General features: G+C 59.6%; 18 protein-coding genes and 1 tRNA gene. 13 read left to right on the top strand and 6 right to left on the bottom strand.

Going from position 1 to position 26,857, the window contains the following annotated elements:
- The first annotated feature begins 14 nt into the window (after positions 1–14).
- The 7 genes from nasR (at position 15) to AC3WOK_RS06790 (ending at position 12,445) form a co-directional block, all read left to right on the top strand.
- Positions 15–1,199: a nitrate regulatory protein NasR gene (gene nasR / locus AC3WOK_RS06820; RefSeq protein WP_059311621.1), complete on the top strand. Its 1,185-nt coding sequence runs from the start codon at positions 15–17 to the stop codon at positions 1,197–1,199.
- A gap of 228 nt (positions 1,200–1,427) precedes the next feature.
- Entirely contained in the window at positions 1,428–2,675 is a 1,248-nt protein-coding gene (locus tag AC3WOK_RS06815) for a CmpA/NrtA family ABC transporter substrate-binding protein (RefSeq protein WP_492354210.1), read from the top strand.
- A gap of 2 nt (positions 2,676–2,677) precedes the next feature.
- Positions 2,678–3,556, top strand: a complete 879-nt coding sequence (ntrB, locus tag AC3WOK_RS06810; RefSeq protein WP_063956666.1) for a nitrate ABC transporter permease — start codon at positions 2,678–2,680, stop codon at positions 3,554–3,556.
- 9 nt (positions 3,557–3,565) lie between these two features.
- Complete coding sequence (locus AC3WOK_RS06805; protein WP_047348225.1) at positions 3,566–4,354, top strand: ABC transporter ATP-binding protein; 789 nt, start codon at positions 3,566–3,568, stop codon at positions 4,352–4,354.
- Between the two features lie 10 nt (positions 4,355–4,364).
- Positions 4,365–8,354 (top strand): nitrite reductase large subunit NirB, encoded by a 3,990-nt coding sequence (nirB, locus tag AC3WOK_RS06800; protein ID WP_074170320.1) that lies wholly within the window; start codon positions 4,365–4,367, stop codon positions 8,352–8,354.
- The gene (locus AC3WOK_RS06795; RefSeq protein ID WP_492354209.1) at positions 8,351–10,828 is read left to right on the top strand and encodes a nitrate reductase; all 2,478 of its coding nucleotides are present in this window, start codon (positions 8,351–8,353) and stop codon (positions 10,826–10,828) included. The genes nirB and AC3WOK_RS06795 overlap by 4 nt, the downstream gene beginning before the upstream one ends.
- A 210-nt stretch (positions 10,829–11,038) precedes the next feature.
- The gene (locus AC3WOK_RS06790) at positions 11,039–12,445 is read left to right on the top strand and encodes a YchO/YchP family invasin (RefSeq protein ID WP_492354208.1); all 1,407 of its coding nucleotides are present in this window, start codon (positions 11,039–11,041) and stop codon (positions 12,443–12,445) included.
- Between the two features lie 3 nt (positions 12,446–12,448).
- On the opposite strand, the gene narL is transcribed toward AC3WOK_RS06790, so the two are convergent.
- On the bottom strand, positions 12,449–13,099 hold the full coding sequence (narL, locus tag AC3WOK_RS06785) for a two-component system response regulator NarL (protein WP_008499531.1): 651 nt from the start codon (positions 13,097–13,099) through the stop codon (positions 12,449–12,451).
- Positions 13,092–14,888 carry a nitrate/nitrite two-component system sensor histidine kinase NarX gene (gene narX, locus AC3WOK_RS06780; RefSeq protein WP_059311616.1) on the bottom strand — a complete coding sequence of 599 codons (1,797 nt, stop codon included), beginning with the start codon at positions 14,886–14,888 and terminating at the stop codon, positions 13,092–13,094. Before narX ends, narL begins: the two co-directional genes overlap by 8 nt.
- 309 nt (positions 14,889–15,197) lie before the next feature.
- Here narX and AC3WOK_RS06775 point away from each other — a divergent pair, with 309 nt between their 5' ends.
- The 5 genes from AC3WOK_RS06775 to narI all read left to right on the top strand — a co-directional run bounded on the left by AC3WOK_RS06775 (position 15,198) and on the right by narI (position 23,634).
- Positions 15,198–16,595 (top strand): NarK family nitrate/nitrite MFS transporter, encoded by a 1,398-nt coding sequence (locus AC3WOK_RS06775; protein ID WP_492354207.1) that lies wholly within the window; start codon positions 15,198–15,200, stop codon positions 16,593–16,595.
- 379 nt (positions 16,596–16,974) lie between these two features.
- The gene (locus AC3WOK_RS06770) at positions 16,975–20,718 is read left to right on the top strand and encodes a nitrate reductase subunit alpha (RefSeq protein WP_492354206.1); all 3,744 of its coding nucleotides are present in this window, start codon (positions 16,975–16,977) and stop codon (positions 20,716–20,718) included.
- Positions 20,715–22,250, top strand: coding sequence for a nitrate reductase subunit beta (gene narH / locus AC3WOK_RS06765; protein WP_492354205.1), 1,536 nt, complete (start codon positions 20,715–20,717; stop codon positions 22,248–22,250). Before AC3WOK_RS06770 ends, narH begins: the two co-directional genes overlap by 4 nt.
- Positions 22,247–22,957 (top strand): nitrate reductase molybdenum cofactor assembly chaperone, encoded by a 711-nt coding sequence (gene narJ / locus AC3WOK_RS06760; RefSeq protein WP_059311614.1) that lies wholly within the window; start codon positions 22,247–22,249, stop codon positions 22,955–22,957. The genes narH and narJ overlap by 4 nt, the downstream gene beginning before the upstream one ends.
- Positions 22,957–23,634, top strand: coding sequence for a respiratory nitrate reductase subunit gamma (gene narI / locus AC3WOK_RS06755; RefSeq protein ID WP_047348232.1), 678 nt, complete (start codon positions 22,957–22,959; stop codon positions 23,632–23,634). Before narJ ends, narI begins: the two co-directional genes overlap by 1 nt.
- Here the strand turns inward: narI and AC3WOK_RS06750 are convergent.
- A complete protein-coding gene (locus AC3WOK_RS06750) occupies positions 23,631–24,527 on the bottom strand; it encodes a DMT family transporter (protein WP_447856680.1) in 897 nt (298 codons plus the stop codon). The genes narI and AC3WOK_RS06750 overlap by 4 nt on opposite strands.
- A 107-nt stretch (positions 24,528–24,634) precedes the next feature.
- Between AC3WOK_RS06750 and AC3WOK_RS06745 the strand changes: the two genes are divergently transcribed.
- Positions 24,635–25,078, top strand: a complete 444-nt coding sequence (locus AC3WOK_RS06745; RefSeq protein WP_063429616.1) for an Lrp/AsnC family transcriptional regulator — start codon at positions 24,635–24,637, stop codon at positions 25,076–25,078.
- A gap of 84 nt (positions 25,079–25,162) precedes the next feature.
- On the opposite strand, the gene AC3WOK_RS06740 is transcribed toward AC3WOK_RS06745, so the two are convergent.
- From AC3WOK_RS06740 to AC3WOK_RS06730, 3 genes are all read right to left on the bottom strand, one after another.
- Positions 25,163–25,247: transfer RNA gene (locus AC3WOK_RS06740), tRNA-Tyr, on the bottom strand.
- 156 nt (positions 25,248–25,403) lie between these two features.
- Positions 25,404–26,246 carry a formyltetrahydrofolate deformylase gene (purU, locus tag AC3WOK_RS06735; RefSeq protein WP_059311611.1) on the bottom strand — a complete coding sequence of 281 codons (843 nt, stop codon included), beginning with the start codon at positions 26,244–26,246 and terminating at the stop codon, positions 25,404–25,406.
- 46 nt (positions 26,247–26,292) lie between these two features.
- Positions 26,293–26,751, bottom strand: a complete 459-nt coding sequence (locus AC3WOK_RS06730; RefSeq protein WP_059311610.1) for a YchJ family protein — start codon at positions 26,749–26,751, stop codon at positions 26,293–26,295.
- Between the last annotated feature and the right edge of the window lie 106 nt (positions 26,752–26,857).

Genomic DNA, 26,857 nt, shown 5'->3' with positions numbered 1-26,857 from the left:
TCTGGAGAGTAAGCATGACATTAATGGCTGGCATTTCGCCAGGGGCTGCCGAATGGCTCCAGCGCGCAAAGGTGATGCGCCGGGAGCAGCTCAGCAAGCTGGCACAGCTCGGCGTGCTTGTGCATGGCATTAGCCAGCTTGCGCACATGTTACAGTGCGAGCGCGGGGCGTCCAACGTCTGGCTCTGCTCACAGGGTAAGCTTTACGCCCCTGAATGCAAGGCCAGCCGGGCGCTGGTGGATGAAAACCTCGCTGCACTTTACGGCACGCTTGAAGCACAGTCTCCGATCCCGGGAAGTTCCGTTTGCGAACGCATCGGCGGGGCGCTGCTGAGCCTGGAGATGCTCCCCGCGCTGCGTGACGGTGTGATTAAGCAAACGGTAACCGCACCGCAGGCGATGGAGCACTACTCCCGCATGCTTCGCCATTTGCTCAGTATCGTGCCGCAGCTCAATGACAGCATTGACGATCCGCAAATCGCCGGGCGTTTTGTTGCCCTTTATAGCCTGATGCAGGGAAAAGAGCTGGCGGGACAGGAGCGGGCGCTGGGGGCGATTGGCTTCACGCAGGGCTTTTTCGATGATGTTACCCGCCAGAGGCTGGTTGACCGCATCGACGGTCAGCAGGCCTGCTTTGAGATCTTTCTCTCGCACAGCGCCGCCGACGTCCAGACCGCTTTTTCTCTGAACTGCCAGCCCGATCGTGAAACGGAGCAGCTGAGGCGCGTGGCCTGCACCCGCCAGCCTGCCGCAGACGATGGCCATACCGCGCTGGCCTGGTTTGCCCTACAAACCGCGCGACTTGAACATCTGCGCGCGCTGGAGGAGACGATCATCGCCGATCTGATAGTCGCGGTAGACGAGCGTATTTACCGTGACGAGGCGTACGCGCCTCCCGCCGATGAGCAGGACGAGCCGCCTGTCCGCTACCCGGAAAAACCCTTACTGACCCTGGTGCGCCAGCAGGCGCGTGAGATAGAGCAGCTTTCGCGCCAGCTTGCATCCCTGCGCGATACGCTTGAAGAGCGCAAAACCATTGATAAAGCGAAAAGCGTGCTGATGACTCATCAGAATATGAGTGAGGAACAGGCCTGGACGGCGCTGCGTAAAATGGCGATGGACAAGAACCAGCGGATGGTGGATATCGCCCGGGCGCTGCTCATGGTGAAGAAGCTTTGGCAGGTAACCCCAAAGGAGTAGCTGCACGGTTAACGGGCATTTTGTGCCTGATTGAGGTGCGTGAAGGCGGGAGAATTGCCGTTAGCGCCGCGGAAACAGCGTGTTAAAACCTGGCATTCCCTTTGCATTATCTGATTAACCATTTTTGACGGTGCGCCAACGGCGGTGCATTCGTCTTCGGGATAAAGGCGTCCAGCGGTGCTTCGGCACTGTCGGGCGCTTTTTTTTGGCTTTTTTTCAGGAGTGGTCATGGCGGATTTGTCGAGACGGCGGTTTTTGCAGGCCAGTATGCTGGCGAGTGGCACAATGCTGTTACCGGGTGTCATGCAGGCCGCGTGGGCGGCAGGCTCGGATAAACCGGAGCAGGAAACGGTACGCATCGGGTTTATCCCGCTGACCGACTGCGCGCCGGTGGTTATCGCGGCGCTGAAAGGGTTTGATAAAAAATATGGCATTACCATCGTGCCCACCAAAGAGGCGAGCTGGGCGGCGGTGCGCGACAAGCTGGTGGCGGGCGAGCTGGATGCCGCGCACATTCTCTACGGTCTGCTGTACGGGCTGGAGCTGGGTATTGCCGGTAAGCCGCAGCAGATGGCGAACCTGATGACCCTTAACCAGAACGGCCAGGCGATTACCCTCTCAGGCGATCTGGCGGAGAAGGGCGTTCGCGACCTCGACGGCCTGAAAAAACTGATTGGACAGCAGGCGCCCGGCACCTACACCTTCGCGCACACCTTCCCGACGGGGACACACGCCATGTGGCTTTACTACTGGCTGGCCAGTGCGGGCATTAACCCGTTCGACGATGTCCGCACCGTGGTGGTACCGCCGCCGCAGATGGTGATGAACATGCGCATCGGCAACATGGTCGGCTTTTGCGTCGGCGAGCCGTGGAACGCGCGCGCCATCAACGACCGCATCGGCTTTACCGCCGCCACGTCGCAGTCCATCTGGGCCGACCATCCGGAAAAAATCCTCGGCACGCGTCGCGAGTGGGTGGAGAAAAACCCGCACACCGCGCGGGCGCTGGTCAGCGCGGTGCTGGAGGCGGCGCGCTGGATTGATGCTTCCCCGGAAAACAAACGCGAGACCGCGCAGATTCTCTCCCGCCGGGCGTGGCTGAATACCAAAGAGCAGTACCTCACCGGGCGGATGCTGGGCGAGTACGACAACGGCCTGGGCACGCGCTGGCAGGACGCCCACCCGATCCGCTTCTTTAACGAAGGGGCCGTCAGCTATCCGTATCTTTCCGACGGCATGTGGTTCTTAACCCAGTTCCGCCGCTGGGGTTTGCTTAAATCCGCTCCGGACTATGCGGGCATTGCACAGCGCATTAACCAGACCGCGGTCTGGCAGGATGCCGCCGCGGCGGTAGGAAGCATTACCTCACCGGCGTCACCGCTGCGCAGCAGCACACTGATGGACGGCACCGTCTGGAACGGTACCGACCCGGAAGAATACGCCAACCGTTTCGCCATTCATCGTAAAGGGGCCTGATTATGCAGCAACTGCAAAAGACGACATCACACGAGACGCCGGAGAGTGGGGAGGTGATTATTCTGCCTCCGGTGCAGATTCGCCGCCGTACGCCGACGTTCGCGCGCCGGATTAACGGCATCCTTCAGCGCATCATCCCGGCGTTTCTGGGGCTGGGGCTGCTGGTGGTGCTCTGGCAGCTGGCCGCGATCAACAGCAAAGGATTCCCGACGCCGCTCAGCACCCTGGATTCGGCACTCACGCTGTTCGCCGATCCGTTTTACCGTGACGGACCCAACGACATGGGCATCGGCTGGAACGTGCTCGCCTCGCTGCAGCGCGTGGCGGTGGGTTTTGGTCTGGCCGCGCTCGCCGGGATCCCGCTAGGCTTCCTGATTGGCCGCTTCACCTTTTTCTCGCGCATGTTCAGCCCGCTCATCGCGCTGTTGCGCCCGGTCAGCCCGCTGGCCTGGCTGCCTATCGGCCTGCTGCTGTTCCAGAAAGCGGAACCGGCCTCCAGCTGGACCATTTTTATCTGCTCAATCTGGCCGATGGTGATCAACACCGCCGAAGGGGTGCGCCGCATCCCGCAGGACTACCTCAACGTCGCCCGCGTGCTGCAGCTCTCCGAGTGGACCATCATGCGCCGCATTCTCTTTCCCGCGGTGCTGCCGGCGGTGCTGACCGGGGTGCGCCTGTCCATCGGCATTGCCTGGCTGGTGATTGTCGCCGCCGAGATGCTGACCGGAGGCTTAGGGATTGGCTTCTGGATCTGGAACGAGTGGAACAACCTTAACGTCGAAAACATTCTCATCGCCATCGTCATCATTGGCGTGGTCGGGTTACTGCTGGAGCAGGGGCTGATGCTTATCGCCCGCCGCTTTAGCTGGCAGGAAAAATAAGGAGCGAAGATGAAACCGATAATTCAGGTCCAGGCCGTGAGCCAGCGTTTTTCCACCGCCAGCGGCGAGTTTCTGGCGCTGCAGAACGTCTCTTTTGATATTCACGAAGGCGAAACCGTGAGCCTGATTGGCCACTCCGGCTGCGGCAAATCGACGCTGCTGAACCTTATCGCCGGCATTACCCTGCCGACGGAAGGCGGGCTGATTTGCGACAACCGTGAAATTGCCGGGCCAGGGCCGGAGCGTGCCGTGGTCTTTCAGAACCATTCGCTGCTGCCGTGGCTTACCTGCTTCGACAACGTTGCCCTGGCGGTGAATCACGTGTTTCGCCACACCATGAGCAAGGCGGAACGCCGGGAGTGGATTGAACACAATCTCGATCGCGTGCAGATGGGGCACGCCATGCATAAGCGCCCGGGGGAGATCTCCGGCGGCATGAAACAGCGTGTCGGGATTGCCCGCGCGCTGGCGATGAAGCCGAAAGTGCTGCTGATGGACGAGCCGTTCGGCGCGCTGGACGCGCTGACCCGCGCCCATCTGCAGGACTCGGTGATGCAGATCCAGCAGGCGCTCAACACCACCATTGTGCTTATCACCCACGACGTGGACGAGGCGGTGCTGCTCTCCGATCGCGTGCTGATGATGACCAACGGCCCGGCGGCGACCGTCGGGGAGATCCTGAACGTTGACCTGCCGCGCCCGCGTAACCGGGTGCAGCTGGCGGACGACAGCCGCTATCACCATCTGCGTCAGCAGATCCTGCATTTCCTCTATGAAAAACAGCCCAAAGCGGCGTAACGAGGCAGCCATGACGCGACTGATCGTTATCGGCAATGGGATGGCAGCAGCGCGGCTGATTGCCTCGTTGACGGAGCGTGCTCCCGGTCGCTTCGCGATTACCGTGCTGGGCGACGAGCCTGAACACGCATACAACCGCATCCTGCTCTCTCCGGTGCTGGCCGGGGAAAAACAGGCGGAGCAGATCCGCCTGCAGGATGACGCCTGGTATGAGGCCCGGGGGGTGACGGTGCGAAGGGGAGAAAAGGTGCTAGCGGTAGATGTGGCGAAGCGACAGGTCCGTACTGCACACACCACGCTGGCCTGGGATGAGCTGGTGTTTGCCACCGGTTCCACGCCGTTTGTGCCCCCCATCCCCGGCGGCGACGCGTCTCATGTGTTTACCTTTCGTCGGCTGGCGGATATCGACGCGATTCAGACCCTCTCCGGCCCGGCGGTGGTGCTGGGCGGCGGCGTGCTCGGCGTTGAGGCTGCGGCGGCGCTTGCAAGCAGTTGTGACAACGTCACGCTGGTGCATCGCGGGGCGTGGCTGATGGAACAACAGCTGGATCGGAAGGCTGGCTTCCTGCTCGAGGAGGCGCTGGCGGAGCGCGGGGTGCGCTGCGCGCTGTCGTCCGGGATTGCGTCCATCGCGGCGGATTCGGTGACGTTATCTGACGGTAAGCGAATGAGCGCCGCACGGGTGGTGTTGACAACGGGGGTACTGCCCAACATCTCACTGGCAAAAGCCAGCGGCGTCCGCTGCGCCCGCGGCATTGTGGTTAACGCGCAGATGCAGACCTCCGCGGCGAACGTCAGCGCTATTGGTGAATGCTGCGAGATCGACGGCCAGACCTTTGGCCTGGTTGCGCCCTGTCTGGCGCAGGCGGATATCCTCGCCGCCCGGCTGGCCGGTGAAGGTGGAGCGTCTTTTGCCCCAGCGGACAGCGGGATGCGGCTCAAGGTGACGGGAATCGAACTGTTCACCGCCGGTCGCGTCGCGGAGCAGGCGGACGACGTGGTCTGGAGCGCATGGGATCCGCTGACCCGCCACTACCGACGTTTATTGATTCATCGCGGCGCGCTGGCTGGCGTGCTGCTGATGGGCGACTGCCGCAGCGCGGCGACATTTACCGATTTACTGGCAACGGCTGCGCCCGCCCACGCGGACTGGCTGTTCGATCGTTTCACTACGCAACCGCAGGTTGCAGGACAGAACGCTATGACAAAACCTACTCTGGTGGTGGTTGGGCACGGTATGGTCGGCCATCATTTCCTCGAAGATTGCGTCAGCCGCAATTTGCATCAGCAGTATCAGATAGTCGTCTTTGGCGAGGAGCGCTATGCCGCCTACGACCGCGTGCATCTCTCCGAGTATTTTGGCGGCCGCAGCGCGGAGTCGCTCTCGCTGGTGGAGGGCGATTTCTTTGCCGACAACGGCATTGAGCTGCGCCTGTCGCAGCAGATCGTCGCTATCGATCGCGACGCGCGTGTGGTGCGCAGCGCCAGCGGGCATGAAACCCACTGGGACAAACTGGTGCTGGCGACCGGCTCATACCCGTTCGTCCCACCCGTACCGGGCAACGATCTGCCGGGCTGCTTTGTCTACCGCACCCTTGACGATCTGGACGCGATTGCGGCCCATGCGGCAGGCTCCCGCCGCGGCGTGGTGATTGGCGGTGGGTTGCTCGGGCTGGAAGCGGCTAACGCCCTGAAACAGCTGGGCCTGGAAACCCACGTGGTGGAGTTTGCCCCCAATCTGATGGCGGTCCAGCTCGACGGCGACGGCGCAGCGATGCTGCGCAAAAAAATCGAGGCGCTGGGCGTCGGCGTTCACACCCGTAAAGCGACGACGGAGATCGCCTCTGCGGATGGCGGGCTGGTGCTGCGCTTCGCCGACGGCGAACAGCTGGAAACGGACATGGTGGTCTTTTCTGCGGGCATTCGCCCCCAGGACGCGCTGGCGCGCAGCAGCGGGCTGGCTATCGGCGAGCGCGGTGGGGTCTGCATTGACGACGGCTGTCGTACCTCCGATCCGGACGTGCTTGCCATCGGCGAATGCGCGCTGTGGGAGGGGAAAATCTTCGGACTGGTCGCGCCCGGCTATCAGATGGCGCGGGTGGCCGCCGCCGCGCTGGCGGGTGAGGATAAAACCTTTACCGGCGCGGATATGAGCACCAAACTCAAGCTGCTGGGCGTGGACGTGGCCTCGTTTGGCGACGCGCACGGGCGCACGCCGGGGGCGCTGAGCTATCAGTGGACGCACGGTCCGCAGCAAATCTACAAGAAAATGGTGGTGAGCCACGACGGAAAAACGCTGCTTGGCGGCGTGCTGGTGGGCGATGCCAGCGAATACGCCACCCTGGTGCAGATGATGCTCAACGGGATAGCTCTGCCAAAAGAGCCGGAGACGCTGATTTTACCCGCGTCGTCCGGCAGCGCGCCAAAAGCGCTCGGCGTGGCGGCGCTGCCGGAAAGCGCGCAGATCTGCTCCTGTCATAATGTCAGCAAAGGCGATATCTGCCGGGCGGTGAGCGGCGGTGCGACGGAGATGGGGGCCATTAAACAGTGTACGAAAGCAGCCACCGGCTGCGGGGGCTGTAGCGCGCTGGTGAAGCAGGTGATGGAGTTCCAACTTGCCGCGCAGGGCGTGGAGGTGAAAAAGGATATCTGCGAGCACTTCCCGTACTCGCGCCAGGAGATTTACCACCTGGTGCGCGTTAACCATATCCGCACCTTCGACCAGCTGATTAGCCGCTACGGGCAGGGGCACGGATGTGAGATCTGCAAGCCGCTGGTGGGCTCGGTGCTGGCCTCGTGCTGGAATGAATACCTGCTGAAACCGTCGCACCTGCCGCTGCAGGATACCAACGACCGCTATTTTGCCAATATCCAGAAGGACGGCACCTACTCCATCGTGCCGCGCATGCCCGCAGGGGAAGTGACCGCCGACGGGCTGATTGCCATCGGCCAGATTGCGAAACGCTACAGCCTTTACAGCAAAATCACCGGCGGCCAGCGTATCGACCTCTTCGGTGCCACCCTTGAGCAATTGCCGGAGATCTGGCAGGCGCTGGTGGAGGCCGGGTTTGAAACCGGGCATGCCTACGGGAAATCCCTGCGCACGGTGAAATCCTGCGTAGGGTCGACGTGGTGTCGCTACGGGGTGCAGGACTCCACCGGCCTCGCGGTCAGGCTGGAGCACCGCTACAAGGGCCTGCGCGCCCCGCACAAAATCAAAATGGCCGTCTCGGGCTGTACCCGCGAATGCGCCGAGGCGCAGAGTAAAGACGTTGGGGTCATCGCCACGGACAAAGGCTGGAACCTCTATCTGTGCGGCAACGGCGGCATGAAGCCGCGCCATGCGGATCTCTTCGCCAGCGATCTGGACGACGAAACGCTGATCCGCACCGTAGACCGTTTCCTGATGTTCTACATCCGCACGGCAGATCGCCTGCAGCGCACCAGTACCTGGATGGATAATCTGGAAGGCGGTCTCGACTATCTGCGGGAGGTGATCCTTAACGATAGCCTGGGCATCGCCCACGAGCTGGAGCAGGAGATGGCCCGGGTGGTGGAAACCTACCAGTGCGAATGGCAGACCACGCTTAACGATCCGAACCGTCTGGCGTTGTTCCGCACCGCTGTGAATGACGCCGCAGTGGATCGCAACGCGCGCTGGCAGGAAATTTGCGGCATCGACGACATTCCGGAGCAGGCGGGCATTGGCGCGCGGCTTGGGCGTAAGCCGATTGCGCTGTTCCGCTTTGGCGAGTTCGTTTACGCCCTCGACGATCGGGAGCCGGGCAGCAGCGCGAACGTGCTTTCCCGCGGCATTCTTGGCGATGCGGCGGGGGAGCCGGTGGTGATCTCTCCGCTGTATAAGCAGCGCATTCGCCTGCGCGACGGCTGTCAGGTGGAGAGCGGCGAACCCGCGGTGCGCGCGTGGCCGGTCAAAATTGAAGACGGCAAAGTGTGGGTCGGAAACGACGCCCTGGTGATGCGTGCGGAGGCCTCATGACGGAAACCCGGACAACGTGCCCCTACTGCGGGGTCGGCTGCGGCGTGGTCGCCCGCGTGGAAGGCGAAACGGTCACCGTTCGGGGGGATGAAGCCCATCCCGCGAATGCGGGACGGCTGTGCGTGAAAGGGTCAGCCCTGGGGGAAACGACGGGCCTGCAGGGACGATTGCTGCACCCGGTGGTTGACGGCGTTGAGGTGGGCTGGGCGCAGGCGCTGGGGGCGGCAGGCGAACGGCTGCGGGACATCATCGACGCTTATGGGCCGCAGGCGGTGGCGTTTTACGCGTCCGGGCAGTTGCTTACCGAGGACTACTACGCCGCCAATAAGCTGATGAAAGGGTTTATCGGCGCGGCGAACATTGATACTAACTCCCGGCTGTGCATGTCGTCGGCGGTTGTCGGCTATAAACGCGCCTTCGGTGAAGACGTCGTGCCGTGCAGCTACGAGGATGTGGAAAGCAGCGATCTGGTGGTGCTGGCTGGCTCAAACGCGGCCTGGACGCATCCGGTGCTGTATCAGCGGCTGGTGCAGGCAAAGCACAACAATCCGGAGATGAAGGTGGTGGTCATCGACCCGCGCAGAACCGCCACCTGTGACATTGCTGACCTGCATCTGGCGCTCGCGCCCGGCAGCGACGCCGGGCTGTTTGTCGGTCTGCTTAACGTGATTCAGGGAACGGACGCGTGGCCGATATCCCGCGTGGCGGCGTTTTGCGGCCTCTCTCCGAAGGATATTGGCACGTTTTACGACTGGTTTATGACGGCGCCCCGGGCCGTCACGCTCTACACCATGGGGATCAACCAATCCTCCAGCGGCAGCGACAAATGCAGCGCCATCATTAACGTTCACCTTGCCAGCGGGAAATTTAACCGTCCGGGCTGCGGCCCGTTTTCGCTGACCGGACAGCCTAACGCGATGGGCGGAAGGGAAGTGGGCGGGCTGGCAAATCAGCTGGCGGCGCACATGCACTTTGAGCCTGAGGATCTCTCGCGGGTGGCGCGTTTCTGGGGAACGGAACGGCTTGCGCAAACCCCTGGACTGATGGCGGTGGAGCTGTTTGACGCCATTGCCCGCGGCGAGGTGAAGGCGGTGTGGATCATGGGCACCAACCCTGCCGTCTCGCTGCCGGACAGCCACGCGGTGTGTCAGGCGCTGGCAGGCTGCCCGCTGGTGATTGTCTCTGAGGTGATGAACGATACCGACACCGGTCGGTTTGCCCATATTCGCCTTCCGGCGCTGGGCTGGGGAGAAAAGGACGGCACGGTCACTAACTCGGAACGGCGCATTTCGCGCCAGCGCGCGTTTCTGCCCGCGCCGGGCGAGGCAAAGCCAGACTGGTGGATCGTCGCGCAGGTGGCAAAGCAGCTGGGCTACGGCGACGCGTTTGCCTGGCAACATCCGCACGAAATTTTTTGTGAGCATGCCGCGCTGACGGCCTTTGAAAATGACGGCGCGCGGGCGCTAAATCTTCATGACCTGGCTGCGCTGACCCGTGAGGAGTGGCAGCGGCTTGAGCCTTATCAGTGGCCGACGGGGGATTTCCCTCGCCGAAGCATCGTCCCCGTTAACCCTCTGCCGCACGGTGCGACGGTCAGCGCATTATATCCGCTGATTCTCAACTCCGGGCGCATCCGCGATCAGTGGCATACCATGACCCGAACGGGATACGTGGCCAGACTGATGCAGCATATTGCCGAACCGTTTGTTGAGGTTTGCCCCGCCGACGCCGTTCGGTTTTCACTGTGCGACGGCCAGCTGGCGCGCATCAGCTCGCCGCGCGGCGTCATGGTGGCCAGAGTCCGCGTCAGCGGCGGACAGCGCGAAGGGGAGGTTTTTGCCCCGATGCACTGGAACGCCGGGTTTGCCCGCCAGGGAAAGGTGAATGCGCTCGTGGAAGGGCGCTGCGATCCGGTTTCGGGCCAGCCGGAGAGTAAACAAACCGCCGTCAGAATCATGCCCTGGCGGCCCGCCTGGCAGGGAGAACTCTACGCCCGCGAACGGCTGGGAATGCCCGCTTCGGTTTACTGGTGGCGCAAGGCGTCACGCCTGACGGTGGCGGGCGATAAACCGCTGCTGTCGTGGATAATGGATTACGCCAGCGACCGGGGCTGGCAGCTGCAGGTTGCTCAGACCGGTGAGCGCAGCAGCGTGCTGGCCTGGCATGAAGGCCAGCTGATGCTGGGTTTCTGGGAGGGCACCGCGCTACCGGCGCTGGCGCATGCGGTGATAGAAGCCGCTTTTCAGTCGCCACCCTCAACGCCTGCTGCGCGCCATGCGCTGCTGAACGGCCAGGGTACCGGCACGGCGGCGGACCCGGGGCGCATTGTCTGTAGCTGTTTCAGCGTCGGGGAAAACGCGATACGGGAGGCGATTGCCGGAGGGTGTGGCTCCGTCACCGCGCTGGGGGCGACGCTGCGCTGTGGTACGAACTGTGGTTCCTGCGTGCCGGAGCTGAAAGGGCTGTTTGGATAGCGGTGTAAGGGTGTAAGGGTGTCAGGTGGCGGCTGCGCCTTACCTGACCTACAAATTCGTGCCGCCCCGTAGGTCGGGTAAGGCGCAGCCGCCATCCGACAATAATGTTCAGGATAATCCTGGATTTTCCGTTAAGCCTGCATTTCACTGCTTATCGCGTTAACATAAAAAGAATTGCCTTATGAACACAGGTCCTTATATACGACGTTGATGGCTGTATCGTCCCGCATTCGTTTGCTTTTTTTACTCCCCCTTCTTACGGCCGGAGCCGTTCACGGTGCGCCGAATTCCTTTATGCATCAGGCGCAGAATCCCTTTGATAATAATGGGGATAGTTTGCCTGACCTCGGCATGGCGGCGCCAACGGGCGAGGGAGAGAAGCACCTGGCCGAAATGGCCAAAGCGTTTGGTGAAGCCAGCATGACCGACAACGGCCTCACCACCGGCGAGCAGGCGCGGCAGTTCGCGTTTGGTCAGGTGCGCGACGCGGTGAGCGGCGAAGTGAACCAGCAGATTGAGTCCTGGCTTTCGCCCTGGGGAAACGCCAGCGTGAAATTACTGGTGGATAACGACGGTAAATTTAACGGCAGCAGCGGGAGCTGGTTTATCCCCTGGAATGATACTAACCGCTACCTCAGCTGGAGCCAGCTTGGCCTGACGCAGCAGACGGATGGCCTGGTCAGCAATGCCGGAATAGGGCAGCGCTGGGTCGCCGGGAAATGGCTGCTGGGCTACAACACCTTTTACGATAACCTGCTGGATGAAAACCTGCAGCGTGCCGGGCTGGGGGCGGAAGCGTGGGGGGAGAATCTGCGGCTGTCAGCGAACTATTATCAGCCCTTTGCCGGCTGGCGCGAGCGCTCAGACGTTCAGGAGCAGCGCATGGCGCGCGGGTACGACGTGACGGCCAACGCCTGGCTGCCGTGGTTCCATCACCTGAACACCAGCGTCAGCTTCGAGCAATACTTTGGCGATAACGTCGACCTGTTCAACAGCGGAACCGGCTATCACAACCCGGTGGCCGTCAACCTGGGTCTCAACTATACCCCCGTTCCGCTGGTCACGCTGACCGCCGCGCACAAGCAGGGCGAGAGCGGCGAGAGCCAGAATAACCTCGGGCTGAAGCTTAACTACCGTTTTGGCGTGCCGCTGTCCAAGCAGCTTTCGGCCAGTGAAGTCGCCGCCACGCGTTCCCTGCGCGGCAGCCGCTATGACTCGCCGGAGCGCAGTAGCCTGCCGGTGATGGAGTTCCGTCAGCGCAAAACGCTGTCCGTCTGGCTGGCAACGCCGCCGTGGGATCTGAAAGGGGGCGAGACCGTCATGCTGAAGCTGCAGGTTCGCAGCACGCACGGCATTCGCCAGATCCACTGGCAGGGGGATACCCAGGCGTTAAGCCTGACGTCGCCAGCCAAAAGCAGCAGCAGCGACGGCTGGAGCGTGATTATGCCTGCCTGGGATGGTAGCGAAGGGGCGACAAACCGCTGGCACCTGTCGGCGGTGGTGGAAGATGAGAAAGGCCAGCGCGTCTCGTCCAATGAGATCGTGCTGACCGTGGTACAGCCGCTGGTCTCATTACCTGACAACGACCCGCGCTGGAAGCTGCTGCCCGAGGAGTAGTCCTTAGAAAATGCGTTCCTGATGGACCCACACGGCGGCCTCAACGCGGGATTTTAATTTCATTTTCTTCAGCATATGTTTCACATGTACTTTGACCGTGCTTTCGGTGATATCCAGGCGGCGGGCGATCATTTTGTTCGGCAGCCCCTGGGCAATGAGCTTGAGAATGTCGCGCTCGCGCGGCGTTAGCTGGCTGACGTCACGGTCGGAGGTGGCGCGGTTTGCCCGCAGGCTGGCGGCCAGGACCGGCGTTAAGGCCTCGCTGAGCACCATCTCGCCCGCCGCAGCCTGCTGCAGCGCCTTAAGCAGATCTTCCGGCTCCATATCCTTCAGCAGATATCCATCCGCCCCGCGCTTCAGCGCCGTGACCACATCCTCTTCATGGTTCGACACGCTAAAGACGACGATGCGGCCGGAAAGCGATTTCTCCCGCAGCTTGTCGAGGGTTTCCAGACCGTTCATGCCCGGCATGTTCAGATCGAGCAGGATCAGATCGGGATCGAGGGATTCGGCAAGCTCAATGCCCTGTTCGCCGTTGCTGGCTTCGCCAACCACGGTGATATCGGGCGCCATGCTGACCAGCTGTTTTACGCCAGTACGCAGCATCGGATGGTCGTCGATCAACAGGATGGATGCCGGTTCCTGATTAGTCATGGGTTTCTCCTTGAGCAGTTATGAGCGGTTTCTCGGGAATAAAGGTGACGACAACTTCCGTGCCACCCGTCTCTCTCCGGCGAACCTGGCAATCACCGCGCAGGCTTTGGGCGCGGTCTCGCATAATAATTAAACCGTAGTGGTTCGTTCGTTCGGCATTTTCCGGCACGCCGCGGCCGTTGTCGTGAACCGTCAGCTTCACCTGATTGTTGTGCTGGCTGACGGTGACCGTTACCGCCGTCGCGTCGGCATGCTTAAGCACGTTGCTCAGCGCTTCACGGGCGATCTGCAGTAAATGTATGGCCTGATGGGAGGGGACAAACCGCGGCGGCAGCTGGTAGTCCAGCTTCACCGGGAACCCCAGCCGGGCGCTAAATTCGTGACAGCTGGACTCCAGCGCCGGGCGCAGGCCCGGCTCGGTCAGCTGGAGACGGAAGGTGGTCAGCAGCTCGCGAAGCTGTATCCAGGAGGTGTTCAGCTCGTTGCGGATCTGGCTGAGCAGCTGCTTATTGCTTTCCGGCATCTCCGCATCCTGCATCTGCAGGCAGCTCACCTGCATTTTCATACAGGAGAGCGACTGGGCGATAGAGTCGTGGAGCTCGCGGGCGATGGTCGCGCGCTCTTCCATGACGATCAGTTGCTGCTGCTTTTCCTGATGTCTGTCGAGCGCCAGCGTGGCCGTTAGCTGTTCGACCAGCGTATCGACCAGCTGCTGCTGGTCGTGGCTCAGGTGACGCCCCGCCGGCAGGGTTGCCAGCAGAATACCGTACTGGGTGTGGCTGTCCGTCAGCCGCCACTTCAGGGTGGTGCCGCTGGAGGTGAGCGGCGGCAGGCCGCGAGGGCAAAGATGGCAGCCTTTGTCATCGCAGGACATATCGGACTGACAGGTAAATTCCTGATGGTTATCTTCGTCTTCGACATCGTAGACCCGCAGCTCAAGGTCGTGAAGCAGGGTCAGATTTTGCAGGCCGTTCAGCACCGGCGAGAGGCGTTCGCATAGCGGCACCTGCATGTGCAGACGACGGTTGGCCTGCCACAGGAAGGAAAGGATCTCGTTTTTCTGCTCAAGCCCCGCCGTTTTTTCCTGAACGCGCTGCTCCAGCACCGCGTAGCTCTCGGAGAGTTCAGCCGACATGGTATTCAGCGCCTGGCCGAGCATGGCCATCTCGTTGCGCCCGCTGATGTGCGTGCGCTGCGTAAAATCGCGTGCGGTGACCGCGCGGGCCATCGCCAGTAGCTGTTTCCAGGGATTCAGGAGCCGCGCGCGGAGCCAGACGATGGTGAAGATCAGCAGTAGACCCATAAACAGCGCCATCGCGCGGTGTACCATCACCACCCGGTCGATGCGGAGTTCGGTAGTTTGGTCAAAAGCGGAGACCAGCGCATCAATGCGCGAGACGAACCCCGCCACGTCCTGCGCAACGGCCGCGGTACTGCGCGCCTGTCTCAGGCCCGGCTGCAGCTGGGTGTGCCAGTACCCCTGAAGGGCTTTAAGCTGAGATTGTTGACCGGCGCGAATGGCGGCATTTTCCAGCTCGGGGCTGAACGCCGTGCGCTCCATTTCATCAAGCAGGGGCCTGTCGTCCTGCGTCAGGGGAACCGATGCCAGCAGACGATAACTCTGCATGCGTAGCGAGCCTGCCTCATTAATGGCATGCGCATTACCCTGTACCCCCTGTACCAGCCAGCCGGAGATCGCCATGCCGGTCACGCCGATGGCGGTGGACAGTAAAACGATCAGAGCGACCTGATTCACGAGCGTCAGCGGTGATAAACATCTTTTTAACATAGCGTGGGCGTGCTCCTGACGTGGCCTGCTTGCAGGAATGGCGCTATTCTGGTGCATACCCTGGAGTATACCCATACCAATAAAGGATTACCCCTAAATTGCCAATGGAGTAGGGGGAAGGTGGTGGGGGTAGCAAGGAGCCGTCAGTACCGTGAAAAACCACGTCTTTTTTAGCGAATTAACCTACTCACTAAGGATAACACCTTTTTTTGCGCCGCAAATCCTCCCACTTTTCCTTTGATTTATATCAACTTACCGCCGCCCTAAAACCCTAATGTTTGCAGCATCATTCGAGAATCAGAGGTGTCTATGAGTCACTCATCCGCTCCCGAAAGGGAAAATGGTGCCGTTATTACAGACTGGCGTCCAGAGGATCCGGCGTTCTGGCAACAGCGCGGCCATCGTGTAGCAAGCCGGAATCTTTGGATTTCCGTTCCGTGTTTGTTATTAGCGTTTTGCGTATGGATGTTGTTTAGTGCGGTGGCGGTTAACCTGCCAAAAGTTGGATTTACGTTTACGACCGATCAGCTGTTTATGCTGACCGCGCTTCCGTCGCTGTCAGGCGCGCTGCTGCGTGTACCTTACGCGTTTATGGTGCCGGTCTTTGGTGGCCGTCGCTGGACGGCGTTCAGTACGGGCATCATGATCGTCCCGTGCGTGTGGCTCGGCTTCGCGGTGCAGGATACCTCCACGCCGTTCAGCGTGTTCGTGATTATCTCCCTGCTGTGCGGTTTTGCGGGCGCGAACTTCGCCTCCAGCATGGCGAACATCAGCTTCTTCTTCCCGAAAGCGAAGCAGGGCGGTGCGCTGGGCATTAACGGCGGTCTGGGGAATATGGGCGTCAGCGTAATGCAGCTCATTGCCCCGCTGGCGATCTCGGTCTCCATTTTTGCGGCCTTTGGCGGCGGTGGCGTTGAGCAGGCGAATGGTTCTTACCTGTACCTGCAAAACGCCGCGTGGATTTGGGTGCCGTTCCTCGTGATCTTCACCCTCGCATCCTGGTTCTTTATGAATGACCTGTCCGCGTCGAAGGCGTCGCTGAGTGAACAGCTGCCGGTGCTGAAGCGTGGACACCTGTGGGTGATGGCGCTGCTGTATCTGGCAACCTTCGGTTCGTTTATCGGCTTCTCTGCGGGCTTTGCGATGCTGTCGAAAACCCAGTTCCCGGAAGTTCAGATCCTACAGTTTGCCTTCTTCGGACCGTTTATTGGCGCCCTGGCGCGTTCGCTGGGCGGTATGGTGTCTGACCGCCTGGGCGGTACCCGCGTGACGCTGGTTAACTTCGTTCTGATGGCAGTCTTCTGTGCGCTGCTGTTCCTGACGCTGCCCGTCGACGGACAGGGCGGTAACTTCATCGCCTTCTTCGGCGTGTTTATGGTGCTGTTCCTGACGGCCGGGCTGGGAAGTGCGTCTACCTTCCAGATGATCTCCGTGATCTTCCGCAAGCTGACCATGGACCGCGTGAAGGCGCAGGGCGGAAGCGATGAGCAGGCAATGCGTGAAGCGGCGACCGATACGGCTGCGGCGCTGGGCTTTATCTCTGCCATCGGCGCGATTGGCGGCTTCTTTATCCCGAAAGCGTTCGGTATCTCTCTGGACCTGACCGGCTCTCCGGCGGGTGCAATGAAAGTTTTCCTCGTCTTCTATATCGCCTGCGTCGTGATCACGTGGCTGGTATATGGCCGGAATAACAAGAAAAATAAGTAAGTATGATTATCCGTTTACGCGGCCTTCGGGCCGCGTTTTTTTGGGGTAACAATAGTTACAACATACTGACAGGCCTGCAGCGGAAGCCTGCGGGTAACACCGTGATGGCCATCGCTTTACGGGGCGCTCTACCCCTTAATACCCAAGATGTTAAATTTCACCCTGCCTTTTGTACGATAAAATAAAAATAACTATATATTTCATATTGATACGGAATTTATAAAGATACCGCTTTGGTGGTATTTGATATAACCCCTCGCCAGAAAGTCCCTCGTCGTCTTGATCGTTATCAATTCTCCCTCTCTTTCAGGGCGTTACCTTCGCTGCAAATCAGCAATGTCGATTTAGAGAGCCACAGGCTCCACACAGGAGATACCCGATGAGCAAATTTTTGGACCGGTTTCGCTACTTCAAACAGAAGGGTGAAACTTTTGCCGATGGGCACGGCCAGGTTCTGGATACCAACCGGGACTGGGAAGACGGTTACCGCCAGCGCTGGCAGCATGACAAAGTCGTCCGTTCAACCCACGGCGTGAACTGCACTGGCTCATGTAGCTGGAAGATTTTCGTAAAAAACGGTCTGGTGACCTGGGAAATGCAGCAGACCGACTATCCCCGCACCCGCCCGGATATGCCAAACCACGAACCGCGCGGCTGCCCGCGCGGCGCCAGCTACTCCTGGTATCTCTACAGCGCTAACCGCCTCAAATACCCTCTGATGCGCAAGCGCCTGATGAAAATGTGGCGTGAAGCGAAGGTGCAGCACAGCGATCCGGTTGATGCCTGGGCGTCTATTATCGAAGACGCGGACAAAGCGAAAAGCTTCAAGCAGGCTCGCGGCCGCGGTGGCTTTGTGCGTTCTTCCTGGAAAGAGGTGAACGAGCTGATTGCCGCCTCTAACGTCTACACCGTTAAAACCTACGGTCCTGACCGCGTGGCGGGCTTCTCGCCCATCCCGGCGATGTCGATGGTCTCTTACGCCTCCGGGGCGCGCTACCTGTCGCTTATCGGCGGTACCTGCCTGAGCTTCTACGACTGGTACTGCGACCTGCCGCCGGCGTCTCCGCAGACCTGGGGCGAGCAGACCGACGTGCCGGAATCCGCCGACTGGTACAACTCCAGCTACATCATCGCCTGGGGCTCTAACGTGCCTCAGACCCGTACGCCGGACGCGCACTTCTTTACCGAAGTGCGTTACAAAGGTACCAAAACCGTGGCGGTCACCCCGGACTACGCCGAAATCGCCAAGCTGTGCGATCTGTGGCTGGCACCGAAACAGGGTACCGATGCCGCGATGGCGATGGCGATGGGCCACGTCATGCTGCGTGAGTTCCATCTTGATAAGCCAAGCCAGTACTTCACCGACTACGTCCGCCGCTACACCGACATGCCGATGCTGGTCATGCTCGAAGAGCGTGACGGTTACTATGCCGCTGGCCGCACGCTGCGCGCTGCCGATCTGGTGGATGCGCTGGGTCAGGAAAATAATCCTGAGTGGAAAACCGTCGCGTATAACAGCAACGGCGAGCTGGTGGCGCCAAACGGCTCTATTGGCTTCCGCTGGGGCGAGAAGGGCAAGTGGAACCTTGAGCAGCGTAACGGCACGACCGGCGAAGAGACTGAACTGCGCCTGAGCATGCTGGGTAGCCAGGACGAAATCGCCGAGGTGGGCTTCCCGTACTTCGGCGGCGAAGGCTCCGAGCACTTCAACAAGGTTGAGCTGCAAAACGTCCTGATGCATAAGCTGCCGGTCAAACGCCTGCAGCTGGCCGACGGGTCGACCGCGCTGGTTACCACCGTCTACGATCTGACCATGGCGAACTATGGCCTGGAACGCGGTCTGGGCGATGAAAACTGCGCAACCAGCTATGACGACGTGAAGGCCTACACTCCGGCCTGGGCAGAACAGATCACCGGCGTTCCTCGCGGGCATATTACCCGCATTGCACGTGAATTCGCAGAAAACGCCGACAAGACCCACGGCCGTTCGATGATCATCGTCGGTGCGGGTCTGAACCACTGGTATCACCTCGATATGAACTACCGTGGTCTGATCAACATGCTGATCTTCTGCGGCTGCGTTGGTCAGAGCGGCGGCGGCTGGGCGCACTACGTAGGTCAGGAAAAACTGCGTCCGCAGACCGGCTGGCAGCCGCTGGCGTTCGCCCTCGACTGGCAGCGCCCTGCGCGCCACATGAACAGCACCTCCTACTTCTATAACCACTCCAGCCAGTGGCGCTATGAAACGGTCACCGCGCAGGAGCTGCTGTCGCCGATGGCGGATAAATCCCGCTACAGCGGCCACCTGATTGACTTCAACGTGCGCGCAGAGCGCATGGGCTGGCTGCCGTCTGCGCCTCAGCTGGGTACCAACCCGCTGCGCATCGCGGAAGAGGCGAAGAAGGCGGGCATGTCGCCGGTGGATTACACCGTTACATCCCTCAAGGACGGCTCAATCCGTTTCGCGGCTGAACAGCCGGAAAACGGTAAAAACCATCCGCGTAACCTGTTTATCTGGCGCTCCAACCTGCTGGGCTCGTCCGGTAAAGGCCACGAGTACATGCTGAAATACCTGCTCGGTACCGAAAACGGTATCCAGGGTAAAGATCTCGGCAAGCAGGGCGGCGTGAAGCCGGAAGAGGTGGAGTGGAAAGACAACGGCCTCGACGGCAAGCTGGATCTGGTGGTGACGCTCGACTTCCGTCTGTCCAGCACCTGCCTGTACTCCGACATTGTGCTGCCAACCGCGACCTGGTACGAAAAAGACGACATGAATACCTCGGATATGCATCCGTTTATTCATCCGCTGTCTGCGGCCGTTGACCCGGCGTGGGAGTCGAAAAGCGACTGGGATATCTACAAGGACATCGCGAAGAAATTCTCTGAAGTCTGCGTGGGACACCTCGGCAAAGAGACCGACGTGGTGACGCTGCCAATCCAACACGACTCCGCTGCCGAACTGGCGCAGCCGCTTGACGTGAAGGACTGGAAAAAAGGCGAATGTGACCTGATTCCGGGCGTGACCGCGCCGCACATTATTCCGGTTGAACGTGATTACCCGGCTACGTACGAACGCTTTACCTCTATCGGCCCGCTGATGGAGAAAATCGGTAACGGCGGGAAGGGGATTGCCTGGAACACCCAGAGCGAAATGGATCTGCTGCGCAAGCTCAACTACACCAAAGCGGACGGCCCGGCGAAAGGTCAGCCAATGCTGAACACGGCGATTGATGCGGCAGAGATGATCCTGACCCTGGCGCCGGAAACCAACGGCCACGTCGCGGTGAAAGCCTGGGCGGCGCTGAGCGAGTTTACCGGCCGCGACCATACGCACCTGGCGAAGAATAAAGAGGAAGAGAAAATCCGCTTCCGCGATATTCAGGCGCAGCCGCGCAAGATTATCTCCAGCCCGACCTGGTCTGGCCTCGAAGATGAACATGTCTCTTATAACGCTGGCTACACCAACGTTCACGAGCTGATCCCATGGCGCACCCTGTCCGGTCGTCAGTCGCTGTATCAGGATCACCAGTGGATGCGCGACTTCGGTGAAAGCCTGCTGGTGTACCGTCCGCCAATCGACACCCGCTCCGTGAAAGCCGTGATGGGGGCGAAATCGAACGGTAACCCTGAGAAGGCGCTCAACTTCCTGACGCCGCACCAGAAGTGGGGTATCCACTCCACCTACAGCGACAACCTGCTGATGCTGACCCTGTCGCGCGGTGGTCCGATTGTCTGGATGAGCGAAACGGATGCCAAAGATCTGGGTATTGAAGATAACGACTGGATCGAAGTGTTCAACAGCAACGGTGCCCTGACGGCGCGTGCGGTGGTGAGCCAGCGCGTACCGGCCGGGATGACCATGATGTACCACGCGCAGGAACGTATCGTTAACCTGCCGGGTTCAGAGATCACCGAGCAGCGCGGCGGGATCCACAACTCCGTGACCCGCATTACGCCGAAGCCGACCCATATGATCGGTGGCTATGCGCAGCTGGCCTACGGCTTTAACTACTACGGCACCGTAGGATCGAACCGCGATGAGTTCGTGGTGGTACGTAAGATGAAAAATATTAACTGGTTAGACGGTGAAGGTAATGACCAGGTACAGGAGAGCGTAAAATGAAAATTCGTTCACAAGTCGGCATGGTGCTGAATCTGGATAAATGCATCGGCTGTCATACCTGCTCGGTCACCTGTAAAAACGTCTGGACCAGCCGTGAAGGTATGGAGTACGCCTGGTTCAACAACGTGGAAAGCAAGCCGGGCACCGGCTTCCCGACCGACTGGGAAAACCAGGAGAAGTGGAAGGGCGGCTGGATCCGTAAAATCAACGGCAAGCTGCAGCCGCGCATGGGTAACCGAGCGATGCTGCTGGGTAAAATCTTCGCTAACCCGCATCTGCCGGGCATCGATGATTACTACGAGCCGTTTGACTACGACTACCAGAACCTGCACAACGCGCCGGAAAGCAAACACCAGCCGATCGCCCGTCCGCGCTCGCTGATCACCGGTCAGCGCATGGACAAAATTACCAGCGGTCCAAACTGGGAAGAGATTCTGGGCGGCGAGTTCGAAAAACGCGCCAAAGACCAGAACTTCGAGAACATGCAGAAGGCGATGTACGGCCAGTTCGAAAACACCTTCATGATGTATCTGCCGCGCCTGTGCGAGCACTGCCTCAACCCGGCGTGCGTGGCGACCTGCCCGAGCGGCGCCATCTATAAACGTGAAGAAGACGGCATTGTCCTGATCGACCAGGACAAATGCCGCGGCTGGCGTATGTGCATCACCGGCTGCCCGTACAAAAAAATCTACTTCAACTGGAAGAGCGGCAAGTCTGAGAAGTGCATCTTCTGCTACCCGCGTATTGAAGCCGGTATGCCGACCGTCTGCTCCGAGAGCTGCGTAGGCCGTATCCGCTACCTCGGCGTGCTGCTGTACGACGCGGACGCGATTGAAAATGCCGCGAGCACCGAGCACGAGAAAGATCTGTATCAGCGTCAGCTGGACGTGTTCCTCGATCCGAACGATCCGAAAGTGATTGAGCAGGCGCTGAAGGATGGCATTCCGCAGAGCGTCATTGACGCCGCGCAGCAGTCTCCGGTGTACAAAATGGCGATGGACTGGAAGCTGGCCCTGCCGCTGCACCCGGAATACCGCACGCTGCCGATGGTCTGGTACGTGCCGCCTCTGTCACCGATTCAGTCAGCCGCGGATGCGGGCGAGCTGGGCAGCAACGGTATTCTGCCGGACGTGGAAAGCCTGCGTATCCCGGTCCAGTACCTGGCAAACCAGCTGACCGCAGGCGATACCCAGCCGGTACTGCTGGCGCTGAAGCGTATGCTGGCGATGCGCCACTTCAAGCGTGCCGAAACCGTGGACGGCGTGACCGATACCCGCGCGCTGGAAGAGGTCGGTCTGACCGAAGCGCAGGCGCAGGAGATGTACCGCTACCTGGCGATTGCTAACTACGAAGACCGCTTCGTGGTGCCGAGCAGCCACCGTGAGCTGGCCCGCGAAGCCTTCCCGGAGAAAAACGGCTGTGGCTTTACCTTTGGCGACGGCTGCCACGGGTCAGACAGCAAATTCAACCTGTTCAACAGCCGCCGCATCGACGCCATGGATGTGACCAGTAAAACGGAGCCGCACTCATGATTGAACTCGTCATTGTTTCGCGTCTGCTCGAGTACCCGGATGCTGCGCTTGCGCAGCATCAGCAGGAGCTCTTTGATGCACTTACGGCATCTGAAAACCTGGATAAAGAGGATGCCCAGCGGCTTGGCGTTTTCCTCCGCGACCTGTTAGCGCGCGATCTTCTCGATGCGCAGGCGGACTACAGCCAGCTGTTTGACCGCGGTCGTGCAACCTCATTGCTGCTGTTTGAACACGTTCACGGCGAGTCCCGTGACCGCGGCCAGGCGATGGTTGACCTGATGGCGCAGTATGAGCAGCATGGCCTGCAGCTCGACAGCCGCGAGCTGCCGGACCATCTGCCGCTCTATCTGGAATATCTGGCGCAACTGCCGAAAGAGGAGGCGCTGGGTGGTCTGCAGGACATCGCGCCAATTCTGGCGCTGCTCGGCGCGCGTCTTCAGCAGCGCGAGAGCCGCTACGCGGTATTGTTCGATCTGCTGGTGAAGCTGGCCAACGCGTCGGTCGACAGCGAAAAAGTCGCGGAGAAGATCGCCGATGAGGCCCGCGACGATACTCCGCAAGCGCTGGATGCCGTCTGGGAAGAAGAGCAGGTGAAATTCTTTGCTGACCAGAGCTGCGGCGAGTCTGAAATCTCTGCTCACCAGCGTCGTTTTGCCGGAGCCGTTGCCCCGCAATATTTGAATATCTCTAACGGAGGACAGCAATAATGCACTTCCTGAATATGTTCTTCTTTGACATCTACCCGTATATCGCGGGCACCGTGTTCCTGGTGGGAAGCTGGCTGCGTTATGACTACGGCCAGTATACCTGGCGCGCTGCCTCCAGCCAGATGCTGGATCGTAAAGGGATGCACGTGGGCTCTAACTTGTTCCACATCGGTATTCTGGGCATTTTTGCCGGCCACTTCCTCGGGATGCTGACGCCGCACTGGATGTACGAAGCGTGGCTGCCAATTGAGGTGAAGCAGAAGATGGCGATGATCGCCGGCGGTGCCTGCGGCGTGATGACCCTGGTCGGGGGGCTGCTGCTGTTGAAGCGTCGTCTGTTCAGCCCGCGGGTGCGTGCAACCACAACCGGGGCGGACATCCTGATCCTCTCCCTGCTGATGGTGCAGTGCGCGCTGGGCCTGCTGACCATTCCGTTCTCGGCGCAGCATATGGACGGCAGCGAAATGATGAAGCTGGTCGGCTGGGCGCAGTCCGTGGTGACCTTCCACGGCGGAGCATCTTCACACCTGGACGGCGTGGCGTTTATCTTCCGCGTTCACCTGGTGCTGGGGATGACGCTGTTCGTGCTGTTCCCGTTCTCTCGTCTGGTGCATATCTGGAGCGCGCCGGTGGAGTACCTGACGCGCAAGTACCAGATTGTACGCGCCCGTCGCTAATTTGCCGTTTTGATACCAACCCCGCACTCGCGGGGTTTTTTTTCGCCCCAGCCCAGGTTGTTGCCCGCTGCTGCAAACAGGATCAGCGCACCGCCCGCCAGCTGCGTCAGGTTCAGCGAGTGTCCGAATACCAGATTATCGACAATAATCGCCACCACCGGATAGATAAACGACAGCGAGCCGGTAATAGGCGTAGGCAGCTTTTGAATGGCGCTATAGAGCAGCTGATACATAATGCCGGTATGGACGATGCCCAGCGTCAGCAATATTGGCCAGGGAAAATCGCCGGAAAATGAGGGCATGCGGGCAAACGGCAGAAGCATCACTACGCCGGTCAGCACCTGAATAAAGGCAATATGCTGTGGCGCAATTGACTTGAGTTTGCGGGCGATGATGGCCGTCACCGCATAGAAGAAGGCTGCGGCCATTGCCAGACCGATTCCGGCGAGCCAGTCAGCGCCGTGTGCTCCGGTTAGCTCGCTGGAGAGCAAAATAACCACGCCGCCAAAGGCGAGGAACAGCCAGCCCCATTTTACCAGGCTGACGCGCTCGCCTAAAAACATCCCCATCAGTACCAGCATAAACGGCTGGGTGTTATATACCACGGTCGACAGACCAATCGAGATCCGTTCATAGGCAGCGAAGAGCAGCAGCCAGTTCACCACTAATGCCACACCGCCAAGAATAGCCAGCAGCAGCGTTGCTCGGGTGAGGGGGCTAAAAGGCTTTGGGCTTATCCGGATAAAAATAAAAAGCGCCATTGCCCCGATAAGGCAGCGCCAGAACACCACTTCCGTCACTGGCAGACCGGAAAGTAATACAAATGCGCCAATAGAGCCGGAAATTAACATCGCCAGGCTCATCTGCCAGACGCCTTTATGGAAATCACGCATCATCCACCTCCTGATTAATGACGCTATTGTCGAAAATTGCTGACGGGTTTTACAGGGGTGATATAAGGTTGAATACGTAAATGGCTTTTTAAAATTAGGTGAAAACGATGGAATACCTTCTTGATGATATCGACCGACAAATTTTGGCCTGTCTGGTCGAGGATGCGCGCATGTCCCTGAAGGTGCTCAGCGGGCGTATCGGTCTGACGTCACCCAGCACGGCAGAGCGCCTGAAAAGGCTGGAAGAGCGCGGCGTGATTCAGGGGTATGGCGCACGGGTGAATCTGGCGGCGTTAGGGTACACCCTTCAGGCGCTGGTGCGCGTACGGCCGCTGCCGGGGCTGTTGCATAAGGTTGATAAGTATATTCAGGCGATGCCGGAGTGTATTGAGAGCGACAAGGTGACCGGTGAAGATTGTTTTGTTATCCGGCTGGTGGTGCGGTCAATTGAGCAACTGGATGTGCTGCTGGACGGACTGGCGGAACATGCCCAGTGCAATACGTCGATTGTGAAGAGTTCACCCGTGACGCGACGCTTGCCGCCGATGTAGCAGTCTGTTGCCGGGTGACGGCTGCGCCTTACCCGGCCTACGAAGGTGGACTCGGTTCGATTTTGTTATGATTTTTAAAAGTGATGGTGGTGGGGGAAGGATTCGAACCTTCGAAGTCGATGACGGCAGATTTACAGTCTGCTCCCTTTGGCCGCTCGGGAACCCCACCACGGGGTAATGCTATTTACTGGCCTGCTTCCTGCTGGAAGCGGGGCGCATCATATCAAATGAGACGCCCCTGTAAAGCATTCCTTTAGCGAAATGAAGCTGTTTGCCTGCTTTTTATCCGTAAAGGTGCAAAGCTAATCAATTCATTTCTCTGGGATTAAAGAATAATGGTTCTGTTGCCGTAAACGAATACCCGCTGCGCCAGCACCTGATAGAGCGCGCGGCTGAGTACGTTCTTCTCGACGTCACGTCCGGCGCGCATCATATCTTCAGCGGTGTAGGTGTGATCAACATGAATGACGTCCTGCATGATGATAGGGCCTTCGTCCAGGTTGTCATTCACGTAGTGCGCGGTAGCACCGATGATCTTCACGCCGCGCTCGTATGCCTGATGGTATGGGCGAGCACCAATAAAGGCCGGCAGGAACGAGTGGTGAATGTTGATGATCTTGTTCGGGAAGCGGGCAACGAAGGATGGCGTCAGCACGCGCATATATTTCGCCAGAACAACGTAGTCCGGGTTATGTGCTTCAATAGCCTGCGCCATCAGATCGTCGTGTTCCTCACGGGTATGGCCTTCGTGGCTGACCAGCTCGAACGGAATATCAAAACGCTCGACCAGCGTGCGCAGCGTCTCGTGGTTGCCGATAACGGCAGCAATTTCGACGTCCAGACCACCGTAGTTTGCTTTCATCAGCAGGTCGCCAAGACAGTGTGCTTCTTTGGTCACCAGAATCACGACGCGGCGTCGGCCGGCGGGAGTCAGTTCGCGCACGGAACCTTCCGGCAGCGCGCTGTCCAGATCGGCAAGCAGGGTGTTGTCGTTGAAAATACCTTCCAGTTCGGTACGCATGAAGAAACGACCGGTACGGTGGTCAACGAACTCGTTGTTCTGCACGATATTCAGTTCATGTTTGTAGCAAATGTTGGTAATTCGTGCGATCAGTCCTTTTTGATCGGGACAGATGGTGCGCAGAACTTTACGTTGTAATGATTGCATCGCCGGGAAATCCTGTTTGTATTTGCGAAGTCTGGGTTGTCAGGCGTTACTGCCCGCAACACTTTTTAAATTTTTTACCTGAACCACAAGGACAGGGATCGTTACGACCAAACTGTGGACGCGTTCCGTCAATATAATACCATTGCCCGCTTTCCCGTAAGAACCGGGAACGTTCAATAATGGCTCCGGGCTTATTATTCTCGCTAAAGCGGGCAACAAAGCTGACATAGCCTTCATCTGCATGACTCCCGGTTGAGGATTCATAGACGGTAAGGCCAAGCCACTGCGTGTTCGCGAACCCGGCTTCGATGTCCCGTCTGAATTCGGCCATGTGGCAGGACGGGTGCCAGGTTTTGATCAGGTAGTCTGCGTCTTTGATCACAAAAGCAGTGTACCGTGAACGCATGAGGTGTGACGGGTCTGGTGCAACCTGATCGCCAGAAAGATATCGCTGGCAACATAGGCTATACTCCAGAGCGCTACCACAAGGGCAGAGTTGAGACACGATTCTCTTCCTGGAAAAAAAAATAAGGGCGTAAAACGCTTCGGGTAGCACTATGTTAACTGAGGCGTTGCGTTGACGCTATGTCAGGAATCCAGGGGACGTAAAA

The sequence above is a fragment of the Enterobacter sp. FW301-JW81 genome, assembly GCF_058788735.1.
The sequence above is the reverse complement of the archived record's forward strand: the minus strand, read 5'-3'. Positions and strand labels throughout refer to the sequence as shown.